The 11,530-nt window shown below is 55.0% G+C and carries 12 protein-coding genes; 7 read left to right on the top strand and 5 right to left on the bottom strand.

What is annotated here, in order from left to right; all coding sequences use genetic code 11:
* Position 1 precedes the first annotated feature (1 nt).
* From ACESSO_RS03525 to ybaK, 3 genes are all read left to right on the top strand, one after another.
* Positions 2-1,177 carry an ABC transporter permease gene (locus ACESSO_RS03525; RefSeq protein ID WP_373163667.1) on the top strand — a complete coding sequence of 392 codons (1,176 nt, stop codon included), beginning with the start codon at positions 2-4 and terminating at the stop codon, positions 1,175-1,177.
* 13 nt (positions 1,178-1,190) lie between these two features.
* Positions 1,191-3,038, top strand: a complete 1,848-nt coding sequence (locus ACESSO_RS03520; protein ID WP_373163666.1) for an S-layer homology domain-containing protein — start codon at positions 1,191-1,193, stop codon at positions 3,036-3,038.
* A 112-nt stretch (positions 3,039-3,150) separates the two neighbouring features.
* Positions 3,151-3,630 (top strand): Cys-tRNA(Pro) deacylase, encoded by a 480-nt coding sequence (gene ybaK, locus ACESSO_RS03515; RefSeq protein WP_373163665.1) that lies wholly within the window; start codon positions 3,151-3,153, stop codon positions 3,628-3,630.
* On the opposite strand, the gene ACESSO_RS03510 is transcribed toward ybaK, so the two are convergent.
* Positions 3,617-4,387, bottom strand: a complete 771-nt coding sequence (locus ACESSO_RS03510) for a hypothetical protein (protein WP_373163664.1) — start codon at positions 4,385-4,387, stop codon at positions 3,617-3,619. The genes ybaK and ACESSO_RS03510 overlap by 14 nt on opposite strands.
* A 129-nt stretch (positions 4,388-4,516) precedes the next feature.
* Between ACESSO_RS03510 and ACESSO_RS03505 the strand changes: the two genes are divergently transcribed.
* The 4 genes from ACESSO_RS03505 to ACESSO_RS03490 are packed head-to-tail and all read left to right on the top strand — an operon-like array spanning position 4,517 to position 7,388.
* Complete coding sequence (locus ACESSO_RS03505) at positions 4,517-5,029, top strand: YqeG family HAD IIIA-type phosphatase (RefSeq protein ID WP_373163663.1); 513 nt, start codon at positions 4,517-4,519, stop codon at positions 5,027-5,029.
* The gene (locus ACESSO_RS03500; protein WP_373163662.1) at positions 5,022-5,882 is read left to right on the top strand and encodes a TIM barrel protein; all 861 of its coding nucleotides are present in this window, start codon (positions 5,022-5,024) and stop codon (positions 5,880-5,882) included. The genes ACESSO_RS03505 and ACESSO_RS03500 overlap by 8 nt, the downstream gene beginning before the upstream one ends.
* Positions 5,879-6,313, top strand: a complete 435-nt coding sequence (gene aroQ / locus ACESSO_RS03495) for a type II 3-dehydroquinate dehydratase (RefSeq protein WP_373163661.1) — start codon at positions 5,879-5,881, stop codon at positions 6,311-6,313. Before ACESSO_RS03500 ends, aroQ begins: the two co-directional genes overlap by 4 nt.
* A 10-nt stretch (positions 6,314-6,323) precedes the next feature.
* Entirely contained in the window at positions 6,324-7,388 is a 1,065-nt protein-coding gene (locus ACESSO_RS03490; protein WP_373163660.1) for an aminopeptidase P family protein, read from the top strand.
* An 88-nt stretch (positions 7,389-7,476) separates the two neighbouring features.
* On the opposite strand, the gene ACESSO_RS03485 is transcribed toward ACESSO_RS03490, so the two are convergent.
* The 4 genes from ACESSO_RS03485 to aspS all read right to left on the bottom strand — a co-directional run bounded on the left by ACESSO_RS03485 (position 7,477) and on the right by aspS (position 11,468).
* Positions 7,477-7,719, bottom strand: coding sequence for an HPr family phosphocarrier protein (locus ACESSO_RS03485; RefSeq protein ID WP_297274437.1), 243 nt, complete (start codon positions 7,717-7,719; stop codon positions 7,477-7,479).
* 300 nt (positions 7,720-8,019) lie between these two features.
* The gene (locus ACESSO_RS03480; RefSeq protein WP_373163658.1) at positions 8,020-9,429 is read right to left on the bottom strand and encodes a hypothetical protein; all 1,410 of its coding nucleotides are present in this window, start codon (positions 9,427-9,429) and stop codon (positions 8,020-8,022) included.
* Entirely contained in the window at positions 9,410-9,946 is a 537-nt protein-coding gene (locus ACESSO_RS03475; RefSeq protein ID WP_373163657.1) for an RNA polymerase sigma factor, read from the bottom strand. The genes ACESSO_RS03480 and ACESSO_RS03475 overlap by 20 nt, the downstream gene beginning before the upstream one ends.
* Before the next feature lie 196 nt (positions 9,947-10,142).
* Positions 10,143-11,468: an aspartate--tRNA(Asn) ligase gene (gene aspS, locus ACESSO_RS03470; protein WP_373163656.1), complete on the bottom strand. Its 1,326-nt coding sequence runs from the start codon at positions 11,466-11,468 to the stop codon at positions 10,143-10,145.
* Positions 11,469-11,530: the final 62 nt, after the last annotated feature.

The following is an 11,530-nucleotide window of genomic DNA, read 5'->3' as shown; positions in this document are numbered from 1 at the left end:
GATGGGATTTACACAGGCGTTCAAACTGGCGCTCAAAAGTCTGGCTGGCAGCAAGCTGCGCGCCTTTCTGACCATGCTGGGTATTATCATTGGCGTCGGTTCGGTAATCATTCTCGTTTCGCTCATGCAAGGCATGACGGGTGAGGTAACCTCGATGTTTGAGGATATGGGCACCAATATGCTGACCGTGAACGTTACCGGGCGTGGCTCGTCCCGTACGGTGGATGTGGACGATATGTATGACCTTTATGAAGAAAACACGGATGTGTTTATGGGCATGAGTCCGACAGTATCCATTATGGGCTCGGTCAAAACTGCAACCGATTCGGACAGCTTTTCGTCAACCTCGGTCAGCGGTGTTTCTGAACAATATGCGGAAATCAACGGCCTTGGGCTGCAAAGCGGCCGGTTTATTAGTTATGCGGATTTGGAAGCGCGCAGCAAGGTTGCCGTTGTCGGCACCTATGTAGCAAACATGCTGGGCGGCAATGCGGTCGGACAGACGGTTAAGGTCAACGGAAACGCGCTGACTGTGGTGGGTGTAATCGAGCAGCAGGATGACTCGACCGAAGGATCGCAGGATGACTGTATTTATCTGCCGTATACCACCGCCTCTAAGCTGACTTTCGGACAGATTTCTACGTATACCTTTGCCACTTGGGATTCTTCGCTCAATGCGCAGGGTACGACCATTCTGGATAACGCCTTGTATGCGGTGTTTGAAAACGACGATTTTTACACCATTTCCGATATGCAGGAAATGATTGACTCCATGGAGGAGATGACCGGCATGATGACCATGGTGCTGGTCGGGATTGCGGGCATTTCGCTGCTCGTAGGCGGCATCGGCATCATGAATATCATGCTGGTGTCGGTTACGGAGCGCACGCGCGAAATCGGCATTCGCAAATCACTTGGCGCGAAAAAACGCGATATCATGCGCCAGTTTGTCATCGAGGCCGGAACGACCTCGGCGCTGGGCGGTGTGATTGGCATTGCGTTTGGTGCGGCGGTGGCGCTTGCGCTTGGGCAGGCGATCGGCATCAATGCTGCGCCGTCGGTCAGTGCGGTTGGCGTAAGCTTTGGCGTTTCGGTGTTCATCGGCGTGTTTTTCGGCTTTATGCCGGCCAATAAGGCAGCAAAGCTCAACCCAATTGATGCGCTGCGCTATGATTAAAAGGAGGAAAAGCATGAAAAAGATACTTTCGCTGCTGCTGACGGCGGCAATGCTTCTCAGCTGTCTGCCGGCGGCGTTTGCTGCATCAGCGGTATCGGAAAGCGTGGTGGAACAGGTCATTCGATCGACCGGCATCATGGTGGGCGATACAAGCGGCAATATGAATCTGGACAAAACAGTCACCCGTGCGGAATATGCCAAGATGCTGGTTGCGGCATCCAGCTACAAAGACAAAGTGGCGGGCACATCCAATGTTTCGCCGTTCAAAGATGTGCCATACACGCACTGGGCGGCGGGCTACATCAAAACCGCAGTGCAGCAGGGCTGGCTGACCGGTTATCTGGACGGCAGCTACAAGCCGAATCAGACAGTGACCCTGGAGGAAGCGGCAACCGGCTGCCTCAAGCTGCTCGGATACACCACCGAGGATTTTTCCGGCTCTTATCCGTACGGACAGCTTGCGCTTTATCAATCGCTCGGGCTGGACGCGGGCGTAACTGCTTCACAGGGCACGACTATGACCCGCCGCAACATGATGTACCTGTTCTATAATCTGCTCAACGCTGACACCAAGGATGGGCAGGTCTATGCGCAGACGTTGGGCTATACCCTGAACAGCAATGGGGAAATCGACTATCTGAGCATGGTGTCGGACACCATGGAAGGGCCGTTTGTGGTAGAGGGCAGTCTGTCTGATTTGGTTGCGAGCGAGAACAAGACGGTTTACCGCAATGGCTATGCATCCACGGCTGACGCGGTGCAGAAATATGATGTCATTTACTATAATGACTCGACCATATGGGCTTATGCCAACGCGGTCAGCGGTACCTATCAGTCCGCTTCTCCTTCCACCTCCTCACCGACCTCGGTGACGGTTGCAGGCAATACCTATGAGATTGAGACCAGCGAAGCGGCCTATGCGCTGTCGGCACTCGGCGGACTCAATATCGGTGATGTGGTTACGCTGCTGCTCGGCCGAGACGGCAAGGTCGCCTATGCGCTGCCCGCAGAGGACTATGCCGCATCGGTTGCCGGTGTGGTGACTGCGGTTGGCACCGGTACATACTATAACGCGGTTGGCAATGCGTACACTGTCCGCACCATCACCGTCACGGCGACCGATGGTGTCAGCTATGTGTATCCTTGCTCCAAAACTACGATAGAAGAGGGCGATTTTGTTGCAATCGGTTTCGGCTCGTCCGAAACCGATGTTTCTATCCTGAAGTCCTCTTCACTGACCGGCACGGTATCGGGCCGCACCATTGGCAGCCGCACCATGGCGGATGATATCAGGATTTTAGATGTCAACGATAGCACTGCGGTGCGCGTTTATTATTCGCGGTTAAACGGCGCGGTGCTGGAAAACGGCGATGTGCGTTATTATGCGGTAAACGACGCGGGTGAGATTACGGATTTGATTCTGCGGGACTTTACGGGTGACTTGTATGAATATGGTATTATCACTTCGGCCAAAAATGATTCAGATGGCATGAACGCATCTGGGGAATATACTTATTTGGTAAATGGTGAGGAAAAAACGCTGACCACCAGTGGCAGTTCGCTCGGCGCATCAGCTGGACCGGCGCGTCTGACGATGGAAAACGGTCAGCTTACGTCTGTGCGTTCGCTTAACCAGATTAAAGATCCGGACAGCATCACTCAGCTTGGCGTGACGAAGGGTGATGAAAGCTGGCTGTTCTGGGATAACTGCGCGGTATATCTGTATGATAACTCGAATTACAGCCTGCTGTCGCTAAACGAGCTGCGAAGCAATTTTGACGCATATTACATTAACTGCTATTATGATAAGGATACGGATGAAGGGGGACGCATCCGCGTTGTTATAGCGCGTCCCAAATAACGAATATTCATTAAAAGGGTTTCTCCATCGGAGAAACCCTTTTGATATTTCTTGCGCTTTGCACAAATGGAAGCTATAATATCTGTATAAAACGCAGATTGGAGCGAGAAAAATGGCTTCGGACAAAACCAATGTGATGCGCGTGCTGGAACAGCATAAAATCGCGTATACCGCACATGAATATCCGCACGGCAAGGAAGCGGTAGACGGCGTGACAGTGGCCGAATTACTTGGTCAGAACGTGGAACAGGTGTTTAAAACGCTGGTCGCGCGCGGTCGATCGGGCAGCTATCATGTGTTTGTCATCCCGGTGGCAAAGGAGCTTGACCTGAAAAAAGCTGCCAAAGCTGCGGGGGAGAAATCGGTTGAAATGGTTCATGTCAAGGAACTGCTGGGACTGACCGGCTATGTGCGCGGCGGATGTTCGCCGGTCGGCATGAAAAAAGCGTTTGCAACCGTGTTTGATGAAAGTGTGAACACTATTCCGACCGTAATCGTATCAGCGGGTAAAATCGGATACCAAATTGAATGCGCTCCTGCTGAACTGATTGCGCTGACGCGGGCAAAAACTGCACCTATTACGACGGATTGAGCAGCTCCTCGGCATCCGGAAACAGCGCGAACACGGTCTGCACGCCGCAGCCGGTCAGCTGAGCGAGCTTGGCCTCTAATGTGGAGGCGTCGTCAAACAAAACGAAGTGCGCGCGGCCATCTGTGTCGGTGTAGGTGAAGTATTTAGCGCACAGCTCGCGGGAGAAGAATGCCTGCGCGCCGGTGTGCGTGAGCAGCGCTTCGCGCTCAACTTTGGTCAGGGTCTTACCGTTCGGTGTGGTAGAGGGCAGGGTGAAATCCTGTGAGATCGGCTGCAAAAACGCCGCGATGCGCGCTGCACCGTAGATGCCTTGTAAGGATGAGATATAGGCGGTCAGACTGCCGCCCGAGAGTGCGGTCGGTGTGGTCAAAATCGCGTGTGTCAGCTGGCGGCCGCAGGCAAGCGGGACGAAAAACGGGATATCCGCCTCATGCAGCGCAGTATCAAAAGCGGCCAGCAGTGCGCGGCCACGTGGTGTGTCGTGCTCAAAATCCGCGAATACGCCGGGGGCGCCCGTGCGCTTGGCCTCAAAAACCAGATCGGACGCCAGTCGGTCCGGGTTGCAGAGGGCCAAATCGAGCGGCGGATCGCATAGGCCGAGCAGACAGTTCGCCTGCGCGGTAGGAAGCTGTAAACGCTGCAAAGCGCCTTTAGGCGTAATACCCAGACAGAGATGCAGTACGGGCATGCCTTGCCCGGCTGCGCGCGCCGTATCCCGACCGGTGCATACCAGTACCAGATTTTTCGTATATACCATCATGATCGACTCCCTTTGTGTTCGGGGCAGCGCGCCTGACGGAGAATGCGGCGCTGCACTGGACTTTTTGGACAAATTCTATTACACTATATGTGGCATTCGCCAAAGTGAGAACGCAGGAGTGAACGAATGAGCAAACTGATTCCGGATTATGTGTTTGATTCTATTTATGATATTACGCCCGCACTGCTTGAGCAGCATGGGATTCGCGGCGTGCTGATTGATCTGGACGGCACAATGGCCTCACACAAGGCGGCGCTGCCGCCGGATACGCTTGCGCCTTTTGTGCGTACGCTGCGCGAAGCCGGCGTGCAGGTGCTGGTGTTTTCCAACAACCGGGAAAGGCGTGTGGGAAAGTTTTGTGAGGCGCTGGGTGCAGAATATATCTGCCGGGCGACAAAACCGCTGTCGTTTGGCTTTCGCCGCGCGGCAAAGCTGCTTGGTCTGCCGCTCAGTCAGATTGCCGTGGTGGGCGACCAGATTTTCACCGATGTGCTTGGCGGGAATTGCGTCGGTGCACTGACCTGTTATGTGCAGACGCTGGACCGGCATTATTTCTGGGTGAACGTGCGCTATCAGATTGAGCGCGGCTTTATTGAACGCGGTAAGCGCAGAATGGAGGCAAGAGGGCGGCATGAGTAAGGCAAGATTCGGCCCGGCGGGCAATTCCGAGTCCTTTGCCGCCGAGGGCTTCAAAAAAAGCGAAGACGCACCAGCGTGGCTGGCCGCCAAAGGCCTGACCGCGTTTGAATACCAGTGCGGCCGCGGCGTGCGCTGCGGAGAGGAGACCGCGCGCAAAATCGGCGCGGCGGCGGCGCTGCATGATATCCGCATGAGCATCCACGCGCCGTATTTTATCAATCTGTCCTCCGCGGAAACCGAACGGATGGAGAAAAACATTGGCTATGTGCTGGAAACAGCGCGGTTGGCGGTGCCGCTGGGTGCGACGCGCATGGTGGTGCATTGCGGCGGGCAGGGTAAGCTGACGCGCGAGCGTGCGATGCGCAATACGCATGAGAACGTCAAAAATATTCTGCGCGCCTTGGAACAGGAGCACTTGACTGGCTGCACGGTTTGTCTGGAAACCATGGGCAAGAAAAGCGTGCTCGGCTCGGCGGAGGAGGTCTGCGAGCTGGTCGCGGCGGACGAGCGTTTGCTGCCTTGCATCGACTTCGGTCATCTCAACTGCCGCACGGACGGCGGCATGTCCACTCGCGAGGATGTGCGGCGATTGTTTGACCTGATGGAGAACACCATCGGCGTGGAACGCACGCGCGTGCTGCATGCGCATTTTTCGCATATTGAATACAATGCAAAGGGCGAGGTGAGGCATCTGACCTTTGCCGATACGGAATACGGGCCGGACTTTACGCCGGTGGCGCAGGAGGCTGCGGCGCGCGGCTATACCCCGACCTTCATTTGTGAATCGGCCGGAACGCAGGCCGAGGATGCTGTGACGATGATGCAAATTTTTCACAAGGAGATAGAAAAATGAAAAAAGTGCTGCTGATTCATGGACCCAATCTCAATCTGACCGGCCAGCGCGAGCCGGGCATTTATGGCTCGGAGACGCTTGCCGCTATCAACGCGGAAGTGGTCAACAAATGCCAGCGTCTGGGGATGGAGTGCACCGTGTTCCAGTCCAACTCGGAGGGCGCGCTTATCGACCGCATTCATGCCGCGCGTGAGGACTGCGATGCCATCATCATCAACGCGGGTGCATATACGCATTATAGCTATGCGCTGCGCGATGCGATCGCCGCGGTGCGGCTGCCTGCTGTGGAGGTGCACATGTCCAATGTACATGCGCGCGAAGAATTCCGTCACAAGTCGGTCATTGGTCCGGTGTGCGCGGGCGTGATTGCGGGATTCGGAAAGCATAGCTATCTGCTGGCCGTGGATGCGGTCAAGGCGATCATCGGGTGAGGCGATAAGAATGAAACGAAAACAATTGCAGGAGCTGCTGCTGGAAGCGCCGTATGACGCATTGGTATTGACAAGCGAGGTTAACCGCCGCTATGCGACCGGTTTCCATTCGTCGGCAGGCGCGGTATATCTGTCCGCTAAGCAGGCGGTGTTCTATACGGATTTCCGCTATGTTGAGGCGGCGCGCGCCGCGGTTACGGATTTTGAGGTGCGCGAGATTGGCGCTGGCCGCAGCTATACCGCAGCTGTCAATGAGCTGATTGAGCAGGACGGCGTACGCACGGTAGCGCTGGAGGACGAGACGCTGACATATGCTGAGTATACCCGGTGGGCGACGGCACTGCATGCCACCGCCATGCGTCTGGAGGACAGCATTGCCCGTTTGCGCGTAACCAAAGAGGATGACGAGGTTGAAAAGATCGTTGCGGCGCAGCGCATCGCTGAGCAGGCGTTTGAGGAGGTCATGAACGACATCCGCGTTGGCGTGACCGAAAAGGAGATTGCCGCGCGCCTGACCTATCTGATGCTGCACTATGGGGCGGAGAATATGTCGTTCGACCCGATTGTGGTGTCGGGCGCGAACAGCTCCAAGCCCCACGGAGTACCCACTGATAAACCGATTGCGGCGGGGGATTTTGTGACGATGGACTTTGGCTGTATTGTGGACGGTTACTGCTCGGATATGACGCGCACAGTTGCAGTCGGGCATGTGACCGAGGAGATGCAGCGCGTATACGACATCGTGCTGGATGCGCAGCTGGCAGGCATCGCATGCTGTAAGGCGGGGGTATCCGGTCGGGAGGTGGACGGCGCAGCGCGTCGCGTGATTGAGGCGGCGGGCTACGGTGATGCCTTTGGTCACGGCTTTGGCCATGGTGTGGGTCTGGAAATTCACGAAGCGCCGACGGCATCCTCGCGTTCAGAAGCACTGCTGCCTGCGGGCAGCATCTTGACGGCGGAACCGGGCATTTATTTACCCGGGAAATTTGGCGTGCGCACCGAGGATATGCTGTATGTCATCGAGGACGGATGCATCAATCTGACTGAAGCGCTCAAGACGCTGCGCATTCTGTAAAAAAAGAAACCGCATGACGGAAAAAAGCACCGGAAACCCAAGTGTTTCCGGTGCTTTACTATTAAGTATCTTCGGATGCGGGAAAGGATTACTCCTCGTCCTCGATTTCCAGATAGTCAGCCAGATCCTTGAACAGGGCGGTCGGGTCGACATCGTCCTCCAAGACGATCTGCAGCGGCTCGTTGAGCGACAGCAGGAACATGCCGAGCAGGCTCTTAGCGTCTACCATACCGCTCTTGCCGTGAATCCAGATATCAAAGCCGTACTTGGTGACAATCTTGTTAATCTTCTGGATATCATCCGTATTCTTTACGCGGATACCTCTGGTCATAATGATTACCTCCATTTCAAAAGCGCTGAGTTCTTTTTCTGCTATCATTATAGCATAAAAATATAGAAAGGAAAGAGTTTTTTTACGTTATTCGGTGTTTTTCATCATTTTGAAGCCGGAAGAGGTGCGCGTTTTATAAATCTTGTGTTTTATGCACAAATAGTACACAATAAAACTGTGCAATGTGCGAATTTCATAAGGATATAACCAAAAAAGAACAGCCTGCGCATCAGCAGGCTGTTATATGCCGAGCCGGAACGGCCCCACACCGTCCGGCCTCATTTACCCCCACAGGGCTTTCTACTCTTCTATCGAAATGGTAATATGATTGATTCGGATGGCTGCAATTGTTTCGGTTTGCAGAAAACGGCGGCTTTCCGAACCGGTCTGGTATTGGTATTCTATGCCGAACTGCGCTGTGGTTGTATCGGAACTGTCCGAACTGAGTGAGCTGCCATGTGAAACTGTGCGCACGGTGGTGCCGTCCTGCAGAACAAGCGTCACATCCGGCTTTTGCCGATCATCGAAATACAACGGATCACTGGATATGGGATCAACCGGCATGGTGCCGAAAAGCTCTACGCCCAGAGGGGTAATGTTGAGCTGAGTGAGCCGAATACCGTCTGCCATTTCCAGATTCAGCTCGCGCGTTAGTGTTTTTGCACTTGGAGCACAGAAAGAAAACGACCAGCCTTCTTCCGTCAGCGGAGTATAACGTTGGTAAGTGATTTGCGGCTCCAGATAGGGCAGATCATCTTCCGTCAACCCTTCAAACTGGGTTTCACAAAGCTCAGTGGCGCAGTTCGTGTCTCCATAGCTATGCAGTGAGCCAAAGTATAAGCGGTCAGTACGGATATCACGTAAAGATTCAATTTGTGCCGCTACGCTGTCATAGGAATCGTATTCGGGCATACAGAGCGAAACGCACAAAATGTCGCCTTGAAAGGCGACGCCTGCAAATTGAATTTCTGGGAATTGGTAGGATTGCGGCAGCATGACATCCGCACAGTCTTGCTGCTGTAGAGCAGTGAGCCGCTGTGCTCCGTTATCCTCCTCCTGATAGGTGACCGGATGCGATTGGTAGATTGCGGCAAGATCCATCGGGGCAGATAGAGTATCACTCTGCTCCATGCAGGAGGCCGGATCAATAGTCAGTGTCAACTGTCGGTCGCCGGGATCTTCGGTCAGCGAGAATGCCTCATAGTAATACTCTACCGAAGGGTCTTGACTGTCCATTGAACCCATTCCGCTGGACGACATGCAGTATTCGTCCGAACCATCCATCAGCAAATTGGAATTACCCAAAAGGGTTATGCGCGAATCGGTGTTGACAGTGGAGTTATCCGCGTAGCGGAAGGAATAGAGAACCGCGACGTCATCTTCACTGACAATCGCGTCTTCCAGCGTGATGGTGCAGCCGTCGATGGTCTGTGTTTGCCGTACGGGAGTGGCAAGGCCGTCCGGTATCATGACGTTCTGTCCGAAAAGTGCGTTCCAGCCGCCGGAAAACTGCACCATAGCTGCGGCGGCAGTTGCGGTCAGCAGAACTGCGGCAAGGATAGCGGCCAGAAGACGCTGCGGGCTGCGCAGCGGCATACGGCGGCTGCGGTGGGCGCGCTGCTCACGCACCGCGCCGGCAATATCATACATCGGCGTTTCGATCTGTTCCAGTGCCTGTCGGATACGCAGATCATCCGGTGTGAGTTTCATATTCCTTGCTCCTCCTTTCTGCCGGTGTACCCTGCAACGCCTGGGCCAGCTTTTTGCGTGCGCGCTCATACCGCTTGCGGAGGGTCGCGGCGGGCTTGCCGTAAATCACGGCGAGGGCGTCAAAGCTGCGCTGTTCGATGACCCGACTGTATACCAGTGCGCGTTGCTCAGGCGACAGGGTTTCGAGTGCGCGGCGCAGGTCCTCACCGATGTAATCCGGGTCGGCAGCCACAGGAGGCGGCGTGATCAGCTGGCGCTTGCGGTGGCGCAGCAGGTCGACGCAGGTCGTATAGGCAAGACGGTACAGCCATGCACTCAGGCTGGTGCCCGGACGGAATCGATGATGATTGTCATAGGCTTTGATAAAGGTGGTCTGCACGGCATCCTGCGCTTCGTGATAGTCGCATAGAATATGATGACAATATCGCAGAAGCGGCTGGCCGTACAGCGCAATTGCATCTGCGAGCGCTGCCTCATTGCCTTCGGCAAAGCGCTCGTCGAGTGGGCGGGCGTCCATGACTGCGCCCCCTTTCGTAGGAACATGTTCACCCTTTATAACGGACGTCAGGCGCATTTTGTGACAGTGTTTCTGGAATTTTTCCGTTTTGTTACCAAAATTCTATGAAATAGGCAGACTTGAGAAAAAATTGAAAACAAACCAACAAAAAAACACCGTCGGAATTGTGCATTCCGACGGTGTATACGGTTGTATTTTACGGTTCGAGGCGATTCATGTCGCGCGGGAACATGGATGCATCGCGCACATTGGCGAGCTTCAAAAGCTGCATGGTCAGGCGTTCCAGACCAATACCAAGACCGCCGTGCGGCGGCATGCCGTACTTGTGCAGCATGGTGAACGATTCGAACAGCTCAGCGTTCATCTTACGTGCTTCCAGCTTGGCAATCTGCTCCTGATAGTCGTGGATACGCTGGCCGCCGGTCGTGATTTCCAAACCGCGGAACAGCAGGTCAAACGACAGGGCGAGCTTGGGATCCTCGGGGTCATCCATCGCGTAGAACGGGCGCTTGGCAGATGGGAAGTGAGTGACGAATACGAATTCGCTGCCGTACTCTTCCTTGGCCCACTGGCAGAGCAGCACTTCTTCGTCCGGGTTGAGGTCGTAGCGGTTCTTGGACTTGTGGCCGTACTTCTCCTCCATGATCTGCTTGGCCTCATGGAAACGGATGGTCGGAATCTCGGTGATTTCCGGGATGTCCGCCTTGAGGAGCGCAAGCTCTTCCGGGCAGTGCTCCTTGACATAGGACATAACCGATTTGAGCATGCCGGTCTCCATTGCCATGACGTCATACATCGAGTCAATGTACGCCATTTCAAAGTCCAGACCGATATATTCGTTCAGATGACGCGAGGTGTTGTGACGCTCGGCGCGATATACGCTGCCGATTTCAAACACGCGGCCGAACGCGCCGGCGAGGTACTGCTTGTGGAACTGCGGGGACTGCGCAAGATAGGCCGGCTGGCCGAAGTAGTCGAGCTTGAACAGGTTCGCGCCGCCTTCTGCACCCGCAACCACAATCTTGGGCGTGTGGATGTGGGTAAAGCCCTGCGACTGCATATACTGTGCAAAGCCGTCCGCGATGGCGCCCTGCACGCGGAATACCGCCTGCTTGATGGGATGACGCAGCGTGATAGGACGCAGCGGCAGGTCCACGTCAAGCGACAGACCCATATACTTTTTGCCGAGCGGTACCGGCAGCTGGTCGTACGGACGGCCAATTATCTTGACAGCGCTCAGCACAACCTCAATGCCGTGCTCCGCGCGCGGCTCCTCGTGTACCATGCCGGTGACCTCGAGTACCAAGGCATCCTTGATTTCGGCGCGCTTGATGCCGCTGATTTCGTCCCCCTGGAAGGTGCACTGGATAAGGCCGCGCTCAACGCGCATGATGACAAACGCAAAATCCGACATGTCGCGCACACGGTGTACCGTGCCGCGGAAGGTGACTTCGCCGCCGACCGCATCGCACACGCGCTTTACGGTATCGACGTACTGGCCCGCTTCGTGAATCATTTCCATAATTATTAACGCCTCTCTATTTCAGCATTTTCATACAGGGTCATATTATACCATTGATTTGC

Origin of the sequence: Agathobaculum sp. Marseille-P7918, assembly GCF_964248325.1 — a bacterium.
GTDB lineage: Bacteria > Bacillota > Clostridia > Oscillospirales > Butyricicoccaceae > Agathobaculum.
This window is presented reverse-complemented; position numbering and strand designations above follow the sequence as displayed.

Coding starts and splice junctions, on each gene's coding strand:
- ACESSO_RS03525 (WP_373163667.1), top strand. CDS start 2: ATGGGATTTACACAGGCGTTCAAACTGGCGCTCAAAAGTCTGGCTGGC.
- ACESSO_RS03520 (WP_373163666.1), top strand. CDS start 1,191: ATGAAAAAGATACTTTCGCTGCTGCTGACGGCGGCAATGCTTCTCAGC.
- ybaK (WP_373163665.1), top strand. CDS start 3,151: ATGGCTTCGGACAAAACCAATGTGATGCGCGTGCTGGAACAGCATAAA.
- ACESSO_RS03510 (WP_373163664.1), bottom strand. CDS start 4,387: ATGGTATATACGAAAAATCTGGTACTGGTATGCACCGGTCGGGATACG.
- ACESSO_RS03505 (WP_373163663.1), top strand. CDS start 4,517: ATGAGCAAACTGATTCCGGATTATGTGTTTGATTCTATTTATGATATT.
- ACESSO_RS03500 (WP_373163662.1), top strand. CDS start 5,022: ATGAGTAAGGCAAGATTCGGCCCGGCGGGCAATTCCGAGTCCTTTGCC.
- aroQ (WP_373163661.1), top strand. CDS start 5,879: ATGAAAAAAGTGCTGCTGATTCATGGACCCAATCTCAATCTGACCGGC.
- ACESSO_RS03490 (WP_373163660.1), top strand. CDS start 6,324: ATGAAACGAAAACAATTGCAGGAGCTGCTGCTGGAAGCGCCGTATGAC.
- ACESSO_RS03485 (WP_297274437.1), bottom strand. CDS start 7,719: ATGACCAGAGGTATCCGCGTAAAGAATACGGATGATATCCAGAAGATT.
- ACESSO_RS03480 (WP_373163658.1), bottom strand. CDS start 9,429: ATGAAACTCACACCGGATGATCTGCGTATCCGACAGGCACTGGAACAG.
- ACESSO_RS03475 (WP_373163657.1), bottom strand. CDS start 9,946: ATGGACGCCCGCCCACTCGACGAGCGCTTTGCCGAAGGCAATGAGGCA.
- aspS (WP_373163656.1), bottom strand. CDS start 11,468: ATGGAAATGATTCACGAAGCGGGCCAGTACGTCGATACCGTAAAGCGC.